Genomic DNA, 23,118 nt, shown 5'->3' on the forward strand with positions numbered 1-23,118 from the left:
GAGGTTTTTTTGATTTTTTGGAAAAAACAATTGACTAAACAAACCCAGAGTTGTATAATAAAACAAATATTTAAAGCAGGAGGTTCTGGAAATGAAAAAGTCTAAGAGCAAATATCTAACCTTGGCAGGTCTTGTCCTGGGTACAGGAGTTTTATTGAGCGCGTGTGGAAATTCTAGCACTGCATCAAAAACCTATAACTATGTTTATTCAAGTGATCCATCTAGTTTGAACTATCTAGCAGAAAACCGCGCAGCAACATCCGATATTGTTGCAAATTTGGTAGACGGGTTATTAGAAAATGACCAATATGGGAATATTATTCCATCATTAGCAGAGGATTGGACTGTTTCTCAGGACGGTTTGACCTATACCTACAAACTTCGTAAGGATGCCAAGTGGTTTACTTCTGAGGGAGAAGAATATGCGCCTGTAACTGCCCAGGATTTTGTGACAGGTTTGCAATATGCAGCTGATAAAAAATCAGAAGCTTTGTATCTAGTGCAGGACTCTGTTGCTGGTTTGGATGACTATATCACTGGTAAAACAAGCGACTTTTCAACTGTCGGTGTCAAGGCACTTGATGACCAAACGGTTCAATATACTTTGGTTAAACCAGAACTTTACTGGAATTCAAAAACACTTGCAACGATACTTTTTCCTGTTAATGCAGATTTCCTGAAATCAAAAGGGGATGATTTTGGGAAGGCGGATCCATCTAGTATTTTGTACAATGGACCTTTCTTGATGAAAGCACTTGTCTCAAAATCTGCTATTGAATATAAGAAAAACCCTAATTACTGGGATGCTAAGAATGTCTTTGTAGACGATGTGAAATTGACCTACTATGATGGTAGCGACCAAGAATCACTGGAACGTAATTTTACAGCTGGTGCTTATACTACGGCTCGTCTTTTTCCTAACAGCTCCAGCTATGAAGGGATTAAAGAAAAATACAAAAACAATATCATATATAGTATGCAAAATTCAACTTCATATTTCTTTAATTTTAACCTAGATAGGAAGTCTTACAATTATACTTCTAAAACAAGTGACATTGAAAAGAAATCGACTCAGGAAGCAGTTCTCAATAAAAACTTCCGTCAGGCTATCAATTTTGCTTTTGACAGAACATCTTATGGGGCTCAGTCTGAAGGGAAAGAAGGTGCAACAAAGATTTTGCGTAACCTAGTGGTTCCTCCAAACTTTGTCAGTATCAAGGGAAAAGACTTTGGTGAAGTTGTAGTCTCTAAGATGGTCAACTATGGTAAGGAATGGCAAGGTATCAACTTTGCGGATGGTCAAGACCCTTACTACAATCCTGAGAAAGCCAAGGCTAAGTTTGCGGAAGCTAAGAAAGAACTCGAAGCAAAGGGTGTTCAATTCCCAATCCACTTGGATAAGACTGTGGAAGTAACAGATAAAGTAGGCATACAAGGAGTTAGTTCTATCAAACAATCAATTGAATCTGTTTTAGGTTCTGATAATGTAGTGATTGACATTCAGCAATTAACATCAGATGAGTTTGACAGTTCAGGCTACTTTGCTCAAACAGCTGCTCAGAAAGACTATGATTTATATCATGGCGGTTGGGGACCTGATTATCAAGACCCGTCAACCTATCTCGATATTTTTAATACTAATAGTGGAGGAGTTCTACAAAATCTTGGACTAGAGCCTGGAGAAGCCAATGACAAGGCTAAGGAAGTTGGACTGGATGTCTATACTCAAATGTTGGAAGAAGCTAATAAAGAGCAAGATCCAGCCAAACGTTATGAGAAATATGCTGATATTCAAGCTTGGTTGATTGATAGTTCTTTAGTTCTTCCAAGTGTTTCGCGTGGGGGAACACCATCATTGAGAAGAACCGTACCATTTGCTGCTGCCTATGGTTTAACCGGTACAAAAGGGATTGAATCATATAAATACCTCAAAGTACAAGATAAGATTGTCACAACAGACGAATATGCAAAAGCTAGAGAAAAATGGTTGAAAGAAAAAGAAGAATCCAATAAAAAAGCCCAAGAAGAATTGGCAAAACATGTCAAATAAAATCTAATTGTAGATAAGTTTGTGTAAGAAGTCTTTGTGCTTAAAAACGCATAATATCAGGTATATAAAATCCTAGATGTTATGCGTTTTGTTATAGGAAGATTTATTAGATTTTATCCTCAAATTGAGTTATTCCCGACTTTATCCGTTGAAATATTATAAGGAGTATTTATGAAATTAAAATTATTAAGAGTAGATACTAAGGTGATTATGGGGAGTTTCTTACTTGTTCTGTCTAGTCTACTTGCTTTGTTGCTTCCCCTTATCTTAAAGGGTTTAATAGATGGGAGTTCTATTGAAAATATAGGTTCCAAAGTATTTCAATCGTTTTTGATTTTTATTGGTCAAGCCTTGTTTTCTTCTATTGGTTACTATCTGTTTAGTCAATCGGGTGAAAAAAAGATAGCAAAAATCAGGAAAAAAGTGATAGAGGGGTTGATTTATGCAGAGAAATCCTTCTTTGATAAGAGCCAAAGTGGGGAGTTGACTTCTGCCATTGTCAATGACACGAGTGTCATTCGTGAGTTTTTAATTACGACTTTCCCAAATATTATTCTGAGTTTAGTTATGGTACTTGGTTCCATTGTAGTCTTATTTAGTCTTGATTGGAATCTTTCTCTACTTTTATTCATCACTCTTCCTTGTATGATGTTTATTATCTTGCTCCTTTCCAATATCAGTGAAAAGTATAGTCGTCGTTTACAGGAGGAAATCGGATTTTTAACAGGGTAATTGACTGAAAAGATTCAAGAACATGAATTAATTAAGACTAACCAAGCAGAGAAAAGTGTACAGGATGTTTTGGATAATTGTATTGAAAGGGTACAAAACAATTCACTGAAATCAGATAGGGTTACTTCTTTTGAGACCCCGTTTGCTCTCTTATTTATCTTTGCGACTATAGCTGTGATGCTAACCTATGGGGGTTATCGGGTCAGCGCAGGATATATATCTGTGGGAACCTTGGTTTCGTTTTTGATTTACCTCTTTCAATTACTTAATCCTATTAGTAATATAGCTAATTTTGTAACTGTTTATTCTAGGAGCAAGGGATCTTCAGTTGCACTGGAGAACTTGCTTGCAGTTCCTAAAGAAAAATTTGAGTGAGGAAAATCGGTATCAGGACAAGGGTTGAATTTTAACCATGTCTATTTTGGTTATGATGAAAATCGACCTGTCTTAAAGGATATTACTTGTTCAATTTTCAAGGGGCAAAAAATTGCTTTTGTTGGACCATCTGGATCAGGAAAATCAACGATTGTGCGTTTGTTAGAGCGGTTTTATAAACCGCTTTCAGGAGATATTCTAATGGAGCAATCAAGTATATATGATTTTAACTTAAAAGAATGGAGAAGTAAAATCGCTTGGGTTTCACAAAATAATGCAGTCTTATCTGGCAGTATTCGTGACAATCTTTGTCTCGGTTTGAATCGCTTAGTAACTGATGATGAATTGATGAAAGTGCTAGACTTAGTATCACTAGGTGATGAGATTCGCTCCATGAAAGAGGGACTAGATACTGAAGTTGGTGAACGCGGACGACTCTTGTCAGGGGGGCAAAGCCAAAGACTTCAAATAGCTAGAGCCTACTTAAAAGATGCTGAAATTCTTATATTTGATGAAGCCACTGCTAATCTTGATGCGGATTCTGAGTATGCGATTATCAGTAGCCTCTATTCTGTATTAAAGGAGAAGACGGTTGTGATTATAGCGCATCGTTTGTCAACGGTAAAAGATGTGGATTGTATTTTCTTCTTAGAGGAGGGGAAAATCACTGGCTCAGGAACTCATAAGGAACTACTGGAAAATCATGAGCGTTATGCTCGTTTTGTGCAGGAGCAAATGATAGAGTGAAGGTGTCTTTTGAGATTCACCATTTTATAGTCTATTAAAGGGAGCAGGAAAAACTCCCTTTTTATATAGTTTGAAACTATAACTAGCTCTTGAAAAGAAGAAAATGAGTTGATGAAAATAAGTGGTACAATAGTTACTATAGATTTGGAGGTATTGTATGAGCAAGGAATTACACATTAACACAATTTTGGCCCAGGCGGGTATTAAGTCAGATGAAGCGACAGGTGCATTGGTGACACCGCTTCATTTTTCAACGACCTATCAGCATCCAGAGTTTGGTCGATCTACTGGGTTTGACTATACGCGCACTAAAAATCCAACTCGTAGTAAGGCTGAGGAAGTCTTGGCGGCTATTGAGTCAGCAGACTATGCCCTAGCGACTAGCTCAGGGATGTCAGCTATTGTACTGGCCTTTAGCGTCTTTCCAGTAGGAAGTAAGGTCTTGGCAGTGCGTGATCTTTACGGTGGTTCTTTTCGCTGGTTTAACCAAGTGGAGCAGGAAGGTCGTTTCCATTTTACCTATGCCAATACAGAAGAAGAGTTGATTGCCGAGTTAGAAAAGGATGTGGATGTTCTCTATATCGAAACCCCAACCAATCCCTTGATGTTGGAATTTGATATCGAAAAACTAGCAAAATTGGCTCATGCTAAGGGTGCCAAAGTGGTGGTGGACAATACCTTCTATAGCCCTATCTACCAACGTCCGATTGAAGATGGAGCAGATATCGTTCTCCATTCAGCAACCAAGTATCTAGCAGGCCACAATGATGTCTTGGCTGGAGTGGTTGTGACCAATAGTTTAGAACTATACGAGAAGCTTTTTTACAATCTCAATACAACAGGGGCAGTCTTGTCTCCATTTGACAGCTACCAGTTGCTTCGTGGTCTCAAGACCTTATCTCTTCGTATGGAGCGCTCAACAGCTAACGCCCAAGAAGTGGTTGCCTTTTTGAAGGATTCTCCAGCAGTTAAGGAAGTTCTCTACACTGGTCGTGGAGGCATGATTTCCTTTAAAGTAGCCGATGAAACACGCATTCCTCATATTTTGAACAGTCTCAAGGTCTTCTCTTTTGCGGAAAGTTTGGGCGGAGTGGAAAGTCTTATTACTTATCCAACGACTCAAACTCATGCTGATATTCCAGCAGAAGTACGCCATTCTTATGGTTTGACAGATGACCTCTTGCGTTTGTCTATTGGGATTGAGGATGCTAGAGATTTGATTGCAGATTTGCGCCAAGCCTTAGAAGGATAAGACAAAGATGGGAAAATATGATTTTACAAGCCTGCCCAACCGTTTAGGGCACCATACCTATAAATGGAAAGAAACAGAAACGGATAGTGAAGTTCTACCAGCTTGGATAGCGGATATGGACTTTGTGGTCTTGCCTGAAATCCGCCAAGCCGTGCAAACTTACGCAGACCAACTGGTTTATGGTTATACCTATGCCAGTGAAGACTTAATTAAGGAAATTCAAAAGTGGGAAGCTACACAATACGGTTACAACTTTGACAAAGAGGCTCTTGTCTTTATCGAGGGTGTGGTACCAGCCATCTCAACAGCTATTCAAACCTTTACAAAAGAAGGCGAGGCGGTTTTAATTAACACGCCTGTCTACCCACCCTTTGCTCGCAGTGTCAAGTTGAATAATCGTAGATTGATTACTAATTCCTTAGTGGAAAAGGATGGTCTGTTTGAGATTGACTTTGACCAACTTGAAAAGGATTTGGTGGAAGAGGAGGTTAAACTCTATATTCTTTGCAACCCTCACAATCCTGGTGGACGTGTTTGGGAAAAAGAAGTGTTGGAGAAGATTGGCCAACTTTGCCAAAAACACGGTGTTTTGTTAGTTTCGGATGAGATTCACCAAGATTTGACCCTCTTTGGTCACAAACACCAGTCTTTCAATACCATCAATCCTGCCTTCAAAAATTTTGCTATCGTCTTGAGCAGTGCCACTAAAACATTTAATATTGCTGGAACAAAAAATTCCTATGCAGTCATTGAAAATCCTAAGTTGAGACTGGCTTTCCAGAAACGCCTGTTGGCCAATAATCAGCATGAAATTTCAGGCTTGGGTTATTTGGCGACAGAAGCTGCCTATCGATACGGTAAAGATTGGCTAGAGGAACTCAAGCAAGTCTTTGAAGACCACATCAATTATGTGGTGGATCTATTTGGAAAAGAGACTAAAATCAAGGTCATGAAACCGCAAGGTACCTACTTGATTTGGCTTGACTTTTCAGCCTATGACCTGACTGATGAAACATTGCAAGAGTTGTTGAGAAATGAAGCCAAGGTTATCCTCAACCGTGGTTTGGATTTTGGAGAGGAAGGAAGTCTCCATGCCCGCATCAATATAGCTATGCCCAAATCTCTGTTGCAAGAAGTCTGTCAGCGGATTGTGGCTACTTTTGCCAAACGTTAAAAATCCAGCCTTCTAGGAGAAAAGTCTTCCTAGAAGGCTATTTTCATAGGCGAAAATATGGTATAATAAAAAGATAAGGTAAAGGTGAAAATATGGCTAAATTGATTCCGGGGAAAATTCGTATCGAAGGTGTTGCCCTTTATGAAACTGGTAAGGTTGATATCATCAAGGAAAAGAACAATCGGCTCTACGCTCGCGTTGCAGAAGAAGAACTGCGCTATAGTTTAGAGGATGATTTGGTTTTTTGTGCCTGTGATTCTTTTCAAAAGAGGGGCTACTGTGTGCATTTGGCAGCGCTAGAGCATTTTCTGAAAAATGATGAGCGTGGTCAGGAAATCTTGTGGAGTCTGGAAGAAGGTCATGAAGAAAAAGAGGCCGTTGAAACCAAGGTGACCTTGGGTGGCAAGTTTTTGAATCGAATTTTATCTCCAAAATCAGAATGCGCCTATGAGTTATCAGCTGTGGGTCAGGTGGAAGCAGGAACCAATCATATCTTGTGGACTCTGAGAATCGGCCAAATCAATAGCCAAAAATACTATGTCATTCGGGATATTCCACTTTTTTTAAGGATTGTCGAGCAGAGAAAGTCGTATATGATTGGCAAGATTTATGAGGAGTCTCTTTCTTGGGAAGCCTTTGATGATGCCAGCCAAGAACTTTTGACTTTCTTGCACGGACTAACGGAGGAAGGGCTGGTTCCAGACCTCTTTTTCCAAAACCAAGGTCGGCACCTCTTTTTCCCTCTGACCTTTTTTGAGCAGGGTGTGAATTTACTGATGGCCTTGCCCCATTTTCAATTTGACCATCAAGTGGATAGCTACCAAACCCTGCTTTTTCAGGATATGCATGCTGATGCCAATCTATTTGCCTTTACAGTAACAGAATACTCGGACTATTTTGAAATGGAAATCAGTGAGAGTCCTAGGGTCAATGTCTTTTATCAGGGAGCAGTACTTTTCCATAAAGGTCAGGTTTATTTTTTAACAGACCAGCAGATGCGTCTTCTCAAGGAAATTAAAGCGTTACCTGTGGGTCAACAAGGAAAGAAATACCTGCAATTTGATAGCAGTGATCGAGACAAATTGGCCTCCTGTCTGACTCTTTTTATCCAGATGGGCACCGTTTCAGCTCCAGAACGTCTACAAATCAAAACTTTTGCGCCCTCTTTTTACTTTGACAGGGAAGAAGATAATCGGATTCGTTTAGAAATTCAGTTTGATTATGGAAATAGACAGGTATCTAGCCGACAAGAGCTAGAAGAATTACCATTTTCAAGTGACGCGGACTTAGAAGAAAGAATTTTCCAAGTCTGTTTGGCTGCGGGCTTTGAAGCCGATTTTCAATCTTGGCGTCAGGCCTTAAAAGCGGAGTCTGTCTATCATTTTTTTCATGATATCATTCCAGTCTTTGAAAAACTCGGGCATGTTGACCTATCAGATAAACTAGAAGAGCTTTATAGCCTAGCGAGTCCTCAGGTGCAGATTGCCTCCAAGGGAGGTCTCTTGGAAATCCAGTTTGATTTTCAAAATATTGCCCAGGAGGAAATCGACCAAGCCATGCAGGCCTTGGTTGCCAATCAGGATTTTTATATTGATTCGTCTAATCAAGTTTACTTTTTCGATGAAGAAACCAAGAAAATTCGCCAAAATCTACAGGAACTGGGGCAATTTGAATTAAAAGATGGGACCTTGCAGGCTCGGAAATCCTTGGCCTACAGTTTAGCTCATCTCTTTGAAGGGCGAGACCGTGTTTCTTTTTCACAAGAATTCCAGAATCTGGCCCAGGATTTGACGCATCCAGAGGACTTTCCTTTGCAAGCAACTCAGGTCAAGGCTGACTTGCGAGATTATCAGGAAAAGGGAATTGGCTGGTTGCAGATGCTCCATCATTATGGTTTTGGTGGGATTTTGGCTGATGATATGGGACTTGGGAAAACCCTTCAGACCATTGCTTTTTTGACTAGTCAAGTGACAAAAGAAAGTCGAGTCTTGATTCTCGCTCCGTCGGGTTTGATTTACAACTGGGCGGATGAGTTTCAGAAATTTGCCCCACAGTTGGATGTGGCTGTTGTTCATGGTTTGAAAGCAAGTCGTGAGGAGATTCTTGCCGAGAGCCATCAAATCTATGTGACTAGCTATGCCACCTTCCGTCAGGACAGTGAGTTTTATCAGGGGATGGCCTTTGACTTCCTTTTCTTAGATGAGGCTCAGGTCATGAAAAATGCCCAGACCAAGATTGCCCAGACCTTGAGACAATTTGTGGTGCCGTCGGTCTTTGCCTTGTCAGGAACTCCGATTGAAAACCATCTGGGTGAGTTGTGGTCTATTTTCCAAATCGTCATGCCCGGACTTTTGCCAAGCAAGAAAGAATTTATGAAATTGCCAGCAGAGCGAGTGGCTCAGTTTATCAAGCCTTTCGTGATGCGACGCAAGAAAGAAGAAGTTCTGACTGAATTGCCAGACTTGATTGAGGTGGTTTATAAAAATGAACTGGAAGACCAGCAAAAGGCTATTTACCTTGCCCAGTTACAACAGATGCGAGACCATCTGGCTCAAGTGTCAGAACAGGAATTTCAGCGAAGTCGTGTGGAAATTTTATCTGGTTTGATGCGCTTGCGTCAAATATGTGACACTCCTGCCCTGTTTATGGAAGATTATCAGGGAGCCAGCGGCAAACTAGATAGTCTCCGAGACCTACTGGTACAGGTGGCAGACGGCGGACACCGTGTCTTGATTTTCTCTCAGTTCAAGGGAATGTTGGAAAAAATTGAACAAGAACTGTCAGACTTGGGCCTGACTTCCTTTAAAATTACGGGTTCAACCCCAGCCAAGGAAAGACAAGACATGACCAAGGCCTTTAATCAAGGAGAAAGAGATGCCTTTCTGATTTCCCTCAAGGCTGGTGGGGTCGGTCTGAACCTGTCAGGTGCAGATACAGTGATCTTGGTTGACCTTTGGTGGAATCCTGCGGTGGAAGCGCAAGCCATTGGCCGTGCCCATCGGATGGGTCAGGAAGAAACGGTTGAGGTCTATCGCTTGGTGACCAAGGGAACCATTGAAGAAAAAATTCAGGAACTCCAAGAACAAAAGAAACATCTGGTGTCACAAGTATTGGACGGCACAGAGTCACGTGGTAGTCTGACCCTAGCAGAAATTAGAGAAATTTTGGGAATTTCTGAAGCCAGCACTTGAAAAATCAAGACAATACGCTATAATGAAGTGTTGAAAGGAAATAGAAAATGAAACAAGAACGATTTCCATTGGTGTCAGATGACGAGGTCATGTTGACTGAAATGCCAGTCATGAATCTCTATGATGAGTCTGATCTGATCAGTAATATCAAGGGTGAGTATCGAGATAAAAATTATTTAGAATGGGCTCCTATTGCTGAAGAAAAACCAGTAAAACCGATTGAAAAGCAAGTAGGGAAACCTAAAAAAGCTCCTTTAGGGGTTAAAAAAGAAGGAAAGAGCTATGCGGAGGTGGCGCGTGAAGAAGCGCGTGCAGACTTGAAAAAGAAACGCTCTGCTAACTATCTAACTCAGGATTTCAGCCTTGCGAGACGTCATTCTCAGCCCAGTCTAGTTAGACAGGGCAATCAACCGACAACTCCTTTCCAAAAGGAAAATCCTGGTGAATTTGTCAAATATAGCCAAAAATTGACCCAGTCTCATTATATCTTGGCGGAAGAAGTTCATTCTATCCCTACCAAGAATGAAGAAGTGTCAGCACCTGCTCCAAAGAAAAACAATTATGATTTTCTAAAGAAGAGCCAAATCTACAATAAAAAAAGTAAACAAACAGAACAAGAACGTCGGGTTGCCCAAGAGTTGAATCTGACCAGAATGACAGAATAGGGGAGAAAACATGTCAAAGACATATCATTTTATCGGAATTAAGGGATCAGGGATGAGTGCCTTGGCCTTGATGTTGCACCAGATGGGGCACAAGGTTCAGGGATCAGATGTTGAAAAGTACTACTTTACCCAACGCGGTCTTGAGCAGGCAGGAATTACCATTCTTCCTTTTGATGAAAAGAATCTAGACGGTGATATGGAAATTATCGCTGGAAATGCCTTTCGTCCAGATAACAACGTCGAAATTGCCTATGCGGACCAAAATGGTATCAGCTATAAACGTTACCATGAGTTTCTAGGTAGCTTTATGCGTGACTTTGTTAGCATGGGAGTAGCAGGAGCACATGGAAAAACTTCAACGACAGGTATGTTGTCTCATGTCTTGTCTCACATTACAGATACCAGCTTCTTGATTGGAGATGGGACAGGTCGTGGTTCGGCCAATGCCAAATATTTTGTCTTTGAATCTGACGAATATGAGCGTCACTTCATGCCTTACCACCCAGAATACTCTATTATCACCAACATTGACTTTGACCATCCAGATTATTTCACAAGTCTCGAGGATGTTTTCAATGCCTTTAACGACTATGCCAAACAAATCACCAAGGGTCTTTTTGTCTATGGTGAAGATGCTGAATTGCGTAAGATTACGTCTGATGCACCAATTTATTATTATGGTTTTGAAGCTGAAGGCAATGACTTTGTAGCTAGTGATCTTATTCGTTCAACAACTGGTTCAACCTTCACCGTTCATTTCCGTGGACAAAACTTGGGGCAATTCCACATTCCAACCTTTGGTCGTCACAATATCATGAATGCGACAGCCGTTATTGGTCTTCTTTACACAGCAGGATTTGATTTGAACTTGGTGCGTGAGCACTTGAAAACATTTTCCGGTGTTAAACGTCGTTTCACTGAGAAAATTGTCAATGATACAGTGATTATCGATGACTTTGCCCATCATCCAACAGAAATTATTGCGACCTTGGATGCGGCTCGTCAGAAATACCCAAGCAAGGAAATTGTAGCAGTCTTTCAACCGCATACCTTTACAAGAACCATTGCCTTGTTGGACGACTTTGCCCATGCTTTAAACCAAGCAGATGCTGTTTATCTAGCGCAAATTTATGGCTCGGCTCGTGAAGTAGATCATGGTGACGTTAAGGTAGAAGACCTAGCCAACAAAATCAACAAAAAACACCAAGTGATTACTGTTGAAAATGTTTCTCCGCTCCTAGACCATGACAATGCTGTTTACGTCTTTATGGGAGCAGGAGACATCCAAACCTATGAATACTCATTTGAGCGTCTCTTGTCTAACTTGACAAGCAATGTTCAATAGGATGTTCCCATGGAAATTCCAATTAAGATCATTCAGGCAAGCAAGTCTGATTTGCCTGAGATAGGGGCACTTCAGACCTCGTCTTTTCCAGCTGAAAAGCAGCAACTTTCCCATATTTTAGAAGAAAGTATCCGTAAGTGTGCGGATACCTTTCTTCTAGCTAGGGATGAAAATCAACTTTTAGGCTATATTTTATCAAGTCCCCAGTCAGACAATCCGCAATATCTAAAAGTACATTCTTTAGTCATCGAGTCTGACCATCAGAGACAGGGCTTGGGAACACTTCTTCTTGCAGCCTTGAAAGAGGTGGCAGTTGATCTGGATTACAAAGGGATTCGTTTGGAGAGTCCTGATGAGCTGCTTTCCTATTTTGAAATGAACGGTTTTGTTGATGAAGAAGCAACTTTGCTCTATGCAACTAGCCAGGGCTATAGTATGATTTGGTTTAATCCCTTTTATCTGGAGGAACAATGAAAATCAGACAAGCAAGATTAGAAGATTTGGATCGGATTGTTGAACTTGAATTTGAAAATTTTTCGGTCGAAGAAGCCATTCCTCCTTCTGTCTTTGAAGCACATTTGAGAGAAATTCAGACCTCTTTTCTGGTTGCTGAAAAAGAAGGAAGAATCATGGGTTATATCGAAGGACCAGTTGGCCTGCACCGCCATCTGCAAGACCAGTCTTTTACAGAAGAAATAAAAGACTATAGTCATGAGCCTGGTGGTTATATCTCTGTGACCTGTCTGTCTATTGCCAAGGAGGCACAGGGACTCGGACTGGGTCAGAAATTGCTGACAGCCTTGAAAGAAGTTGCTCTTGAAGATGAGAGAGATGGCATTAATCTAACCTGTCATGACTATCTCATCGCCTATTATGAAAAACATGGATTTGTCAACGAAGGCCAGTCCCAGTCAACCTTTGCAGGGGAAACATGGTATGATATGGTCTGGGAAATGAAAAAATAAGTTAGGAAAAGTATCATAGATTGCTTTTTTTGGACTTTTAAGATATAATATTATGGATTATCAACAAGGAGGAAAAACTTTTGAGTGAAAAGTCAAGAGAAGAAGAGAAATTAAGCTTTAAAGAGCAGATTCTGAGAGATTTAGAAAAAGTAAAAGGCTATGATGAAGTTCTGAAAGAAGATGAGGCAGTAGTTCGCACTCCTGCAAATGAACCTTCAGCTGAAGAACTCATGGCTGATTCCTTGTCAACGGTAGAGGAGATTATGAGAAAAGCTCCTACCGTGCCTACTCACCCAAGTCAAGGTGTACCAGCTTCTCCAGCAGATGAGATTCAAAGAGAAACTCCTGGTGTTCCAAGTCATCCAAGTCAAGATGTACCTTCTTCTCCAGCGGAAGAAAGTGGATCAAGACCAGGTCCAGGTCCTGTTAGACCTAAGAAACTTGAAAGAGAATACAATGAAACCCCAACAAGGGTAGCTGTTTCCTATACGACGGCAGAGAAAAAAGCAGAACAAGCAGGTCCAGAAACACCTACGCCTGCTACAGAAACAGTGGATATCATCAGCGATACATCACGTCGTAGCCGTAGAGAAGGAGCAAAACCCGTTAAACCTAAGAAAGAGAAGAAGTCACATGTGAAAGCTTTTGTGATTTCATTCCTTGTATTCCTTGCCTTGCTCTCAGCAGGTGGTTACTTTGGTTACCAGTACGTGCTAGATTCTTTGTTACCTATCGATGCTAATTCTAAGAAATATGTGACGGTTGGAATTCCAGAAGGTTCAAACGTTCAAGAAATCGGTACGACGCTTGAAAAAGCTGGTTTGGTAAAGCATGGTCTGATTTTTAGTTTTTATGCCAAGTATAAAAATTATACCGACTTGAAAGCAGGTTACTACAATTTGCAAAAGAGTATGAGTACAGAAGACTTACTCAAAGAGTTGCAAAAAGGTGGAACAGATGAACCGCAAGAACCTGTACTTGCGACTTTGACAATTCCAGAAGGTTATACCTTGGATCAGATTGCTCAAACTGTGGGTCAATTGCAAGGTGACTTCAAAGAGTCTTTGACAGCGGAGGCTTTCTTGGCTAAAGTTCAAGATGAGACGTTTATCAGTCAAGCAGTAGCGAAATATCCTACTTTACTGGAAAGTTTGCCTGTAAAAGACAGCGGTGCGCGTTATCGTTTGGAAGGATACCTTTTCCCAGCTACATACTCTATCAAGGAAAGCACAACTATTGAGAGCTTGATTGATGAGATGTTAGCTGCTATGGATAAGAACCTATCTCCTTACTATAGTACTATCAAATCTAAAAACTTGACTATCAATGAGTTGTTGACCATTGCTTCCTTGGTCGAAAAAGAAGGTGCCAAGACAGAAGATCGTAAGCTCATTGCAGGTGTATTCTACAATCGTTTAAATCGTGATATGCCACTTCAAAGTAATATTGCAATCTTGTATGCCCAAGGAAAACTGGGGCAAAATATCAGTCTAGCTGAGGATGTTGCGATTGATACCGACATTGATTCACCTTATAATGTTTATAAAAATGTAGGTCTCATGCCTGGTCCAGTCGATAGTCCAAGTCTGGATGCGATTGAGTCAAGCATCAATCAAACTAAGAGCGATAACCTCTACTTTGTAGCAGATGTCACAGAAGGCAAGGTCTACTATGCTAACAATCAAGAAGACCACGACCGCAATGTCGCTGAACATGTCAACAGCAAATTAAACTAAACAAACTAAAATTATGTGATACTTCACATAATTTTCTTTAGAAAATATTATCAGAAGAAAGTTGAGAAAAATGGCAGAAAAAACATATCCTATGACCCTTGAGGAAAAGGAGAAACTTGAAAAAGAATTAGAAGAATTGAAATTGGTTCGTCGACCAGAAGTGGTAGAACGCATTAAGATTGCCCGTTCATACGGTGATCTTTCAGAAAACAGTGAGTACGAAGCAGCTAAGGATGAACAAGCCTTTGTCGAAGGACAAATCTCTAGCTTAGAAACAAAAATCCGCTATGCTGAAATCGTCAATAGCGACGCAGTTGCCCAGGACGAAGTAGCGATTGGTAAAACAGTCACCATCCAAGAAATTGGTGAGGACGAAGAAGAAGTTTATATTATCGTAGGTTCAGCTGGTGCGGATGCCTTTGCAGGTAAGGTTTCAAATGAAAGCCCAATTGGGCAGGCCTTGATTGGCAAGAAAACAGGTGATACAGCAACCATTGAAACGCCTGTTGGTAGCTATGATGTAAAAATCTTGAAGGTTGAAAAAACAGCCTAAAAACAGAAAAAGGAGTGGGGAGGCGATGTGCTTCACTCACTCCTTTTTCCATTTTGCTACTCTTCGAAAATCTCTTCAAACCACGTCAGCGTCGCCTTGCCGTATGTATGGTTACTGACTTTGTCAGTTTCATCTACAACCTCAAAACCATGTTTTGAGCTGACTTCGTCAGTTTCATCTACAACCTCAAAACCATGTTTTGAGCTGACTTCGTCAGTTTCATCTACAACCTCAAAACCATGTTTTGAGCTGACTTCGTCAGTTTCATCTACAACCTCAAAACCATGTTTTGAGCTGACTTCGTCAGTTCTATCTACAACCTCAAAACAGTGTTTTGAGCAACCTGCGGCTAGTTTCCTAGTTTGCTCTTTGATTTTCATTGAGTATTAGATGTATAGTGCATTGAAGTTAAAATAGTACACTTTGATTTCTAAGACATTGTTAGAAATTAGATTAAATTCCTTAATCGATTTGCGCATGTTTTATTTCATTTCATTAGATTGGAAAATAAGGAATCACATAAATCGCAAGAAATAGGGAATCTGATTCGTGTTTATAACCGTTCAAAAAGAGAAGAGGCTGAAAGTGAGCCACTTAATCTTTATGTCGAAGATGAAAAGGGCAATCTCCTGGCAGGTTTGATAGCAGAGACTTTTGGAAATTGGCTAGAAATCGAGTATTTGTTTGTAAAAGAGGAACTGCGAGGGCAAGGAATCGGTTCAAAACTATTGCAACAGGCAGAAAGTGAAGCTAAGAATCGAAATTGTTGTTTTGCCTTTGTCAATACTTACCAGTTCCAGGCACCGGACTTTTATCAGAAACATGGCTACAAGGAAGTTTTTTCTTTGCAAGACTATCTCTACATTAGGCAAAGATATTATTACCAAAAGAATCTGTAAGGTGAGTATGGAGGTATAATACAAAGAGAGGCTCGCACATAAGTATGGAGGTGGACTGATGTATATGAGTAACTATCGATAAATACCAGTTATAACCTAGAAATTGTGTCTTTCTAGACGATATTGAGGACAATATAATCGTAGCCCCAAAATTAGGAATCAAGACTTATCAGGTTAAGAAAAGAAGTGATGTTGTTGATATTTTAAACAATTTATTTAAACTAAAAACTCTCTATCTATTAATCCGAGATTCCCCTCTCGGATTTTGTGTTGCTTTCATTAAATTTACAGGTAAGACTTGCTAGCTTCAGTAAATATACACAAGTTTTTCAGAATAGAGTGAAATCCAAAAGAAAATGGAAATAATGAAAGCTCTTGTAGGCATAAGAAAACACCTCTGTGTTATACTTGTTGTTCAACCACAAACACAAGAAAGGCACAGAAATGCAAGACAATTATACTACAAAAGGTAAACATTTGACAATCGATAGCCGTCGCTTAATCGAAAGATGGAAAAAAGAAGGAAAATCAAATAGAGAAGTTGCCTCTCTACTTGGAAAAGCTCCTCAAACTATCCACACTGAAATCAAGCGTGGGACAGTCCGACAATGTCTTGGAAAAGGGCGCTTCAAAGAGGTTTATTCTGCCGACTACGCTCAACAGTCTTATGAAAACAATCGCAAGCGCTCGGTCAAGAAATCAAGCTTGACCAAGGAACTAAAGGAAAAGATTCTCCACTATCATAACCAAAAATTTTCGCCTGAAATGATGGTGATGGCTAAAGGGGTTAACGTGGGAATTTCAACCATTTACTATTGGATTCATCATGGAAAATTGGGGTTAAGCAAGCAGGATTTGCCTTACCCTAGAAAAGGAAAAGCGCTTAAGAAACAGGCCAGCACCAACTTTAAACCTGCTGGTCAATCCATCGCACAGCGGCCTGAAGCTATCAATCTTCGCTTGGAGAATGGGCATTATGAGATTGATACGGTTCTACTTACGAGAGCGAAAAACTACTGCTTGCTTGTCTTGACGGATCGAAAGAGTAGACATCAGATCATCCGATTGATTCCAAATAAAAGTGCTGAGGTGGTCAATCAGGCTCTAAAACTCATCTTAAAACAACACAAGATTCTTTCCATCACGGCAGATAATGGAACGGAATTCAATCGCTTGTCTGATGTATTTTCTGAGGAGCACATTTATTATGCGCACCCCTATGCCTCTTGGGAAAGGGGAACTAATGAGAATCACAACAGGTTCATTCGTAGATGGTTACCTAAGGGAACCAAGAAAATGACTCCCAAAGAAGTCGCATTCATCGAAAAGTGGATTAACAACTATCCTAAAAAATGCTTGGACTACAAGTCACCCAGAGAAGACTTCTGGATGGCTAACTTGAACTTGAAATTTAGCAAAATGGAAATAATTTTTATTAAACGCTTCCAATAGCGGTTAAAAGTTGACAAATTTAAATTTTAGGACTACACTAAGTAAGTAAATTTTATTTTAAAGGAGAATTTGTTATGAATTTAACATTTTTAGGCTTATGTATTGCCTGTATGGGCGTATCTGTCGGTGAAGGTTTATTGATGAATGGACTGTTTAAATCAGTAGCACGCCAACCAGATATGCTTTCTGAGTTTCGTAGTTTGATGTTTTTAGGTGTTGCCTTTATTGAAGGAACTTTCTTTGTAACTCTTGTCTTCTCATTTATTATCAAATAAATACATGGAACGAGAAGAAAAGGGAGGATTTTAGATGGAAGAAAGTATTAATCCAATCATCTCTATTGGTCCTGTTATCTTCAATCTGACTATGTTAGCCATGACTTTGTTGATTGTGGGAGTTATTTTTGTCTTTATTTATTGGGCAAGCCGCAATATGACCTTGAAACCCAAAGGAAAGCAAAATGTACTTGAGTATGTCTATGACTTTGTTATTGGATTTACAGAACCTAACATTGGTTCGCGCTACATGAAAGATTACTCACTCTTTTTCCTTTGTTTATTCCTTTTCATGGTGATTGCCAATAACCTTGGCTTAATGACAAAGCTTCAAACGATCGATGGGACTAACTGGTGGAGTTCGCCAACCGCTAATTTACAGTATGACTTAACCTTATCTTTTCTTGTCATTTTGTTGACACATATAGAAAGCGTTCGTCGTCGTGGATTTAAAAAAAGTATAAAATCTTTTATGAGTCCTGTTTTTGTCATACCGATGAATATCTTGGAAGAATTTACAAACTTCTTATCTTTGGCTTTGCGGATTTTTGGGAATATCTTTGCAGGAGAGGTCATGACGAGTTTGTTACTTCTTCTTTCCCACCAAGCTATTTATTGGTATCCAGTAGCCTTTGGAGCTAATTTGGCTTGGACTGCATTTTCTGTCTTTATTTCCTGCATCCAAGCTTATGTTTTTACTCTTTTGACATCTGTGTATTTAGGGAATAAGATTAATATTGAAGAGGAATAGAAAGGAGTAACTGATGCACGTAACAGTAGGTGAATTAATTGGTAATTTTATTTTAATCACTGGCTCTTTTATTCTTTTGCTAGTCTTGATTAAAAAATTTGCATGGTCTAATATTACAGGCATTTTCGAAGAAAGAGCTGAAAAAATTGCTTCAGATATTGACAGAGCTGAAGAAGCCCGTCAAAAAGCAGAAGTATTGGCTCAAAAACGCGAAGATGAATTGGCTGGTAGCCGTAAAGAAGCTAAGACAATCATTGAAAATGCAAAGGAAACAGCTGAGCAAAGTAAGGCTAATATCTTAGCAGATGCTAAACTAGAAGCAGGACACTTAAAAGAAAAAGCCAATCAAGAAATTGCTCAAAATAAAGTAGAAGCTTTACAGAGTGTTAAGGGTGAGGTCGCAGATTTGACCATCAGCTTAGCTGGTAAAATCATCTCACAAAACCTTGACAGTCATGCCCATAAAGCACTCATTGATCAGTATATCGATCAGCTAGGAGAAGCTTAATGGACAAGAAAACAGTAAAGGTAATTGAAAAATACAGCATGCCTTTTGTCCAATTGGTACTTGAAAAAGGAGAAGAAGACCGTATCTTTTCAGACTTGACTCAAATCAAGCAAGTTGTTGAAAAAACAGGTCTGCCTTCTTTTTTAAAACAAGTGGCAGTAGACGAGTCGGATAAGGAAAAAACAATTGCTTTTTTCCAAGATTCTGTGTCGCCTTTATTACAAAACTTTATCCAGGTTCTGGCCTACAATCACAGAGCAAATCTTTTTTATGATGTGCTTGTAGATTGCTTGAACCGACTTGAAAAAGAAACAAATCGATTTGAAGTGACGATTACGTCTGCTCATCCTCTAACTGATGAACAGAAGACTCGTTTGCTCCCTTTGATTGAGAAAAAAATGTCTCTGAAAGTAAGGAGTGTAAAAGAACAAATCGATGAAAGTCTCATTGGTGGTTTTGTCATTTTTGCCAATCACAAGACAATTGATGTGAGTATTAAACAACAACTTAAAGTTGTTAAAGAAAATTTGAAATAGAAAGTGGTGTTCTTTTGGCAATTAACGCACAAGAAATCAGCGCTTTAATTAAGCAACAAATTGAAAATTTCAAACCCAATTTTGATGTGACTGAAACAGGTGTTGTAACCTATATCGGGGACGGTATCGCGCGTGCTCATGGCCTTGAAAATGTCATGAGTGGAGAGTTGTTGAATTTTGAAAACGGCTCTTATGGTATGGCTCAAAACTTGGAGTCAACAGACGTTGGTATTATCATCCTAGGTGACTTTACAGATATCCGTGAAGGCGATACAATCCGCCGTACAGGGAAAATCATGGAAGTCCCTGTAGGTGAAAGTCTGATTGGTCGTGTTGTGGATCCGCTTGGTCGTCCAGTTGACGGTCTTGGAGAAATCCACACTGATAAAACTCGTCCAGTAGAAGCACCAGCTCCTGGTGTTATGCAACGTAAGTCTGTTTCAGAACCATTGCAAACTGGTTTGAAAGCTATTGACGCCCTTGTACCGATTGGTCGTGGTCAACGTGAGTTGATTATCGGTGACCGTCAGACAGGGAAAACAACCATTGCGATTGATACAATCTTGAACCAAAAAGATCAAGATATGATCTGTATCTACGTCGCGATTGGACAAAAAGAATCAACAGTTCGTACGCAAGTAGAAACACTTCGTCAGTACGGTGCCTTGGACTACACAATCGTTGTGACAGCCTCTGCTTCACAACCATCTCCATTGCTCTTCCTAGCTCCTTATACTGGGGTTGCTATGGCGGAAGAATTTATGTATCAAGGTAAGCATGTTTTGATTGTATACGATGATCTATCAAAACAAGCGGTAGCTTATCGTGAACTATCGCTCTTGCTTCGTCGTCCTCCAGGTCGTGAAGCCTTCCCAGGGGATGTTTTCTATCTCCACAGCCGTTTGCTTGAGCGCTCAGCTAAAGTTTCTGATGAACTTGGTGGTGGATCAATTACAGCCCTACCATTTATCGAGACACAAGCAGGAGATATCTCAGCCTATATCGCAACCAACGTGATTTCTATCACTGATGGACAAATCTTCCTTGGCGATGGCCTCTTCAATGCAGGTATTCGTCCAGCCATCGATGCGGGTTCATCTGTATCTCGTGTAGGTGGTTCTGCACAAATCAAAGCCATGAAGAAGGTTGCTGGTACACTTCGTATCGACCTTGCTTCATACCGTGAGTTGGAAGCCTTTACTAAGTTTGGTTCTGACTTGGACGCAGCAACACAGGCTAAGTTGAACCGTGGACGTCGTACCGTTGAGGTCTTGAAACAACCTGTTCACAAACCATTACCTGTTGAGAAACAAGTAACCATTCTTTATGCTTTGACACATGGTTTCTTGGATACTGTTCCAGTAGATGATATTGTTCGTTTCGAGGAAGAGTTCCATACCTTCTTTGATGCTCAACATCCAGAGATTTTGGAAACCATTCGTGATACAAAAGACTTGCCAGAAGAAGCAGTCTTGGATGCTGCGATTACAGAGTTTCTCAATCAATCTAGCTTCCAATAAGAATAGAGGTGTCAGATGGCAGTATCTCTAAATGATATTAAAACAAAAATCGCCTCAACAAAAAATACGAGTCAAATCACTAATGCCATGCAAATGGTATCGGCTGCTAAGCTAGGTCGTTCTGAAGAAGCTGCTCGCAACTTCCAAGTTTACGCTCAGAAAGTGCGTAAACTTTTGACAGATATCCTTCATGGTAATGGAGCTGGTGCTTCAACTAATCCGATGTTGATTAGCCGTTCTGTGAAGAAGACAGGCTATATCGTTATCACTTCAGACCGCGGTTTGGTTGGAGGTTATAATTCCTCTATTTTGAAAGCTGTTATGGAGTTGAAAGAAGAATACCACCCAGACGGTAAAGGTTTTGAAATGATCTGTATCGGTGGGATGGGAGCTGATTTCTTTAAGGCTCGCGGTATTCAACCACTTTATGAATTACGTGGCTTGGCAGACCAACCTAGCTTTGATCAAGTTCGTAAGATTATTTCAAAAACTGTTGAAATGTACCAAAATGAACTCTTTGATGAGCTTTATGTTTGCTACAACCACCATGTCAATACGCTAACCAGTCAAATGCGTGTGGAACAAATGCTTCCGATTGTTGACTTGGATCCAAATGAAGCGGATGAAGAGTACAGCTTGACTTTTGAATTGGAAACCAGCCGAGAAGAAATTCTGGAGCAGTTGTTGCCTAAGTTTGCAGAAAGTATGATTTACGGTGCCATTATCGATGCCAAGACAGCTGAGAATGCTGCGGGTATGACAGCCATGCAAACAGCGACAGATAATGCTAAGAAAGTCATCAATGATTTGACAATTCAGTATAACCGTGCCAGACAGGCGGCGATTACACAAGAAATTACAGAAATCGTAGCAGGTGCTAGTGCCTTAGAATAGGCTCTAGTCCAGCTCGTATGAAAATGAACTTAGGACCTAGTTGAGCTAGGAACCGACAGTATCTTATATAGAATAGGAGAAGGAGATGAGTTCAGGTAAAATTGCTCAGGTTATCGGTCCCGTTGTAGACGTTTTGTTTGCAGCAGGGGAAAAACTTCCTGAGATTAACAATGCACTTGTCGTCTACAAAAATGACGAAAGAAAAACAAAAATCGTCCTTGAAGTAGCCTTGGAGTTAGGAGATGGTATGGTTCGTACTATCGCCATGGAATCAACAGATGGGTTGACTCGTGGAATGGAAGTATTGGACACGGGTCGTCCAATCTCTGTACCAGTAGGTAAAGAAACTTTGGGACGTGTCTTCAACGTTTTGGGAGATACCATTGATTTGGAAGCTCCTTTTACAGAAGACGCAGAGCGTCAGCCAATTCATAAAAAAGCTCCAACTTTTGATGAGTTGTCTACCTCTTCTGAAATCCTTGAAACAGGGATCAAGGTTATTGACCTTCTTGCCCCTTACCTTAAAGGTGGTAAAGTTGGACTTTTCGGTGGTGCCGGAGTTGGTAAAACCGTCTTAATCCAAGAATTGATTCACAACATTGCCCAAGAGCACGGTGGTATTTCAGTATTTACTGGTGTTGGGGAACGTACTCGTGAGGGGAATGACCTTTACTGGGAAATGAAAGAATCAGGCGTTATCGAGAAAACAGCCATGGTCTTTGGTCAGATGAATGAGCCACCAGGAGCACGTATGCGTGTTGCCCTTACTGGTTTGACAATCGCTGAATACTTCCGTGATGTGGAAGGCCAAGACGTGCTTCTCTTTATCGATAATATCTTCCGTTTCACTCAGGCTGGTTCAGAAGTATCTGCCCTTTTGGGTCGTATGCCATCAGCCGTTGGTTACCAACCAACACTTGCTACGGAAATGGGTCAATTGCAAGAACGTATCACATCAACCAAGAAGGGTTCTGTAACCTCTATCCAGGCTATCTATGTGCCAGCGGATGACTATACTGACCCAGCGCCAGCAACAGCCTTCGCTCACTTGGATTCAACAACAAACTTGGAACGTAAGTTGGTACAATTGGGTATCTACCCAGCCGTTGACCCACTTGCTTCAAGCTCACGTGCCTTGGCACCTGAAATCGTTGGAGAAGAGCACTATGCAGTTGCTGCTGAAGTAAAACGTGTCCTTCAACGTTACCATGAATTGCAAGATATCATTGCTATCCTTGGTATGGATGAGCTTTCTGATGAAGAAAAGACCTTGGTTGCTCGCGCCCGTCGTATCCAGTTCTTCTTGTCACAAAACTTCAACGTTGCGGAACAATTTACTGGTCAGCCAGGTTCTTATGTTCCAGTTGCTGAAACTGTACGTGGCTTTAAGGAAATCCTTGATGGTAAATACGACCACTTGCCAGAAGATGCCTTCCGTGGTGTAGGTTCTATCGAAGATGTGATTGCAAAAGCTGAAAAAATGGGATTTTAAGAGGTG

General features: G+C 40.4%; 21 protein-coding genes and 1 pseudogene. 21 read left to right on the top strand and 1 reads right to left on the bottom strand.

All coding sequences use genetic code 11. The annotated features are described in order from the left end of the window. Window positions 1–91 precede the first annotated feature (91 nt). The 12 genes and pseudogenes from AT689_RS06450 (at window position 92) to greA (ending at window position 14,785) form a co-directional block, all read left to right on the top strand. A complete protein-coding gene (locus AT689_RS06450) occupies window positions 92–2,050 on the top strand; it encodes a peptide ABC transporter substrate-binding protein (protein WP_000748884.1) in 1,959 nt (652 codons plus the stop codon). A 171-nt stretch (window positions 2,051–2,221) separates the two neighbouring features. Continuing rightward, window positions 2,222–3,157: pseudogene (locus AT689_RS13440) on the top strand (ABC transporter transmembrane domain-containing protein). 24 nt (window positions 3,158–3,181) lie between these two features. Then, window positions 3,182–3,904 (top strand): ABC transporter ATP-binding protein, encoded by a 723-nt coding sequence (locus AT689_RS06465; protein ID WP_001010372.1) that lies wholly within the window; start codon window positions 3,182–3,184, stop codon window positions 3,902–3,904. A 157-nt stretch (window positions 3,905–4,061) separates the two neighbouring features. Next, on the top strand, window positions 4,062–5,156 hold the full coding sequence (locus AT689_RS06470) for a cystathionine gamma-synthase (protein ID WP_000031966.1): 1,095 nt from the start codon (window positions 4,062–4,064) through the stop codon (window positions 5,154–5,156). Window positions 5,157–5,163: 7 nt separating this feature from the next. Further along, window positions 5,164–6,330, top strand: coding sequence for a MalY/PatB family protein (locus tag AT689_RS06475; protein ID WP_000521365.1), 1,167 nt, complete (start codon window positions 5,164–5,166; stop codon window positions 6,328–6,330). Between the two features lie 92 nt (window positions 6,331–6,422). Further along, window positions 6,423–9,521, top strand: coding sequence for a DEAD/DEAH box helicase (locus tag AT689_RS06480; protein WP_001096248.1), 3,099 nt, complete (start codon window positions 6,423–6,425; stop codon window positions 9,519–9,521). A gap of 47 nt (window positions 9,522–9,568) precedes the next feature. Next, window positions 9,569–10,186, top strand: coding sequence for a hypothetical protein (locus tag AT689_RS06485; RefSeq protein WP_000808219.1), 618 nt, complete (start codon window positions 9,569–9,571; stop codon window positions 10,184–10,186). Between the two features lie 10 nt (window positions 10,187–10,196). Beyond that, window positions 10,197–11,531 (top strand): UDP-N-acetylmuramate--L-alanine ligase, encoded by a 1,335-nt coding sequence (gene murC / locus AT689_RS06490; protein ID WP_000048087.1) that lies wholly within the window; start codon window positions 10,197–10,199, stop codon window positions 11,529–11,531. A gap of 9 nt (window positions 11,532–11,540) precedes the next feature. After that, window positions 11,541–12,005 (top strand): GNAT family N-acetyltransferase, encoded by a 465-nt coding sequence (locus tag AT689_RS06495; RefSeq protein ID WP_000405296.1) that lies wholly within the window; start codon window positions 11,541–11,543, stop codon window positions 12,003–12,005. Further along, complete coding sequence (locus tag AT689_RS06500; protein WP_000702436.1) at window positions 12,002–12,496, top strand: GNAT family N-acetyltransferase; 495 nt, start codon at window positions 12,002–12,004, stop codon at window positions 12,494–12,496. Before AT689_RS06495 ends, AT689_RS06500 begins: the two co-directional genes overlap by 4 nt. Window positions 12,497–12,576: 80 nt before the next feature. Further along, a complete protein-coding gene (mltG, locus tag AT689_RS06505) occupies window positions 12,577–14,232 on the top strand; it encodes an endolytic transglycosylase MltG (RefSeq protein ID WP_001291649.1) in 1,656 nt (551 codons plus the stop codon). Window positions 14,233–14,302: 70 nt separating this feature from the next. After that, window positions 14,303–14,785, top strand: coding sequence for a transcription elongation factor GreA (gene greA, locus AT689_RS06510; RefSeq protein ID WP_000818760.1), 483 nt, complete (start codon window positions 14,303–14,305; stop codon window positions 14,783–14,785). A 56-nt stretch (window positions 14,786–14,841) separates the two neighbouring features. On the opposite strand, the gene AT689_RS13445 is transcribed toward greA, so the two are convergent. Further along, the gene (locus tag AT689_RS13445; protein WP_000693117.1) at window positions 14,842–15,165 is read right to left on the bottom strand and encodes a hypothetical protein; all 324 of its coding nucleotides are present in this window, start codon (window positions 15,163–15,165) and stop codon (window positions 14,842–14,844) included. Window positions 15,166–15,285: 120 nt separating this feature from the next. Here AT689_RS13445 and AT689_RS06520 point away from each other — a divergent pair, with 120 nt between their 5' ends. The 9 genes from AT689_RS06520 (at window position 15,286) to atpD (ending at window position 23,112) form a co-directional block, all read left to right on the top strand. Continuing rightward, window positions 15,286–15,684 (top strand): GNAT family N-acetyltransferase, encoded by a 399-nt coding sequence (locus AT689_RS06520; RefSeq protein WP_000428147.1) that lies wholly within the window; start codon window positions 15,286–15,288, stop codon window positions 15,682–15,684. A gap of 444 nt (window positions 15,685–16,128) precedes the next feature. Continuing rightward, window positions 16,129–17,136 carry an IS30 family transposase gene (locus AT689_RS06525; protein WP_060544780.1) on the top strand — a complete coding sequence of 336 codons (1,008 nt, stop codon included), beginning with the start codon at window positions 16,129–16,131 and terminating at the stop codon, window positions 17,134–17,136. 74 nt (window positions 17,137–17,210) lie between these two features. Then, a complete protein-coding gene (locus tag AT689_RS06530) occupies window positions 17,211–17,411 on the top strand; it encodes a F0F1 ATP synthase subunit C (protein ID WP_001054562.1) in 201 nt (66 codons plus the stop codon). Between the two features lie 34 nt (window positions 17,412–17,445). Next, window positions 17,446–18,162 (top strand): F0F1 ATP synthase subunit A, encoded by a 717-nt coding sequence (gene atpB, locus AT689_RS06535; RefSeq protein ID WP_000392851.1) that lies wholly within the window; start codon window positions 17,446–17,448, stop codon window positions 18,160–18,162. A gap of 13 nt (window positions 18,163–18,175) precedes the next feature. Further along, window positions 18,176–18,670 carry a F0F1 ATP synthase subunit B gene (gene atpF, locus AT689_RS06540; protein ID WP_000558554.1) on the top strand — a complete coding sequence of 165 codons (495 nt, stop codon included), beginning with the start codon at window positions 18,176–18,178 and terminating at the stop codon, window positions 18,668–18,670. Further along, window positions 18,670–19,206, top strand: coding sequence for a F0F1 ATP synthase subunit delta (locus tag AT689_RS06545; RefSeq protein WP_000359036.1), 537 nt, complete (start codon window positions 18,670–18,672; stop codon window positions 19,204–19,206). The genes atpF and AT689_RS06545 overlap by 1 nt, the downstream gene beginning before the upstream one ends. A gap of 14 nt (window positions 19,207–19,220) precedes the next feature. Continuing rightward, complete coding sequence (gene atpA / locus AT689_RS06550; protein WP_000996646.1) at window positions 19,221–20,726, top strand: F0F1 ATP synthase subunit alpha; 1,506 nt, start codon at window positions 19,221–19,223, stop codon at window positions 20,724–20,726. A gap of 15 nt (window positions 20,727–20,741) precedes the next feature. Then, window positions 20,742–21,620 (top strand): F0F1 ATP synthase subunit gamma, encoded by an 879-nt coding sequence (locus AT689_RS06555; RefSeq protein WP_000301209.1) that lies wholly within the window; start codon window positions 20,742–20,744, stop codon window positions 21,618–21,620. Between the two features lie 85 nt (window positions 21,621–21,705). Then, on the top strand, window positions 21,706–23,112 hold the full coding sequence (atpD, locus tag AT689_RS06560) for a F0F1 ATP synthase subunit beta (RefSeq protein ID WP_000094360.1): 1,407 nt from the start codon (window positions 21,706–21,708) through the stop codon (window positions 23,110–23,112). The last annotated feature ends 6 nt before the right edge of the window (window positions 23,113–23,118 follow it).

Source organism: Streptococcus pneumoniae (assembly GCF_001457635.1).
Taxonomy (GTDB): domain Bacteria; phylum Bacillota; class Bacilli; order Lactobacillales; family Streptococcaceae; genus Streptococcus; species Streptococcus pneumoniae.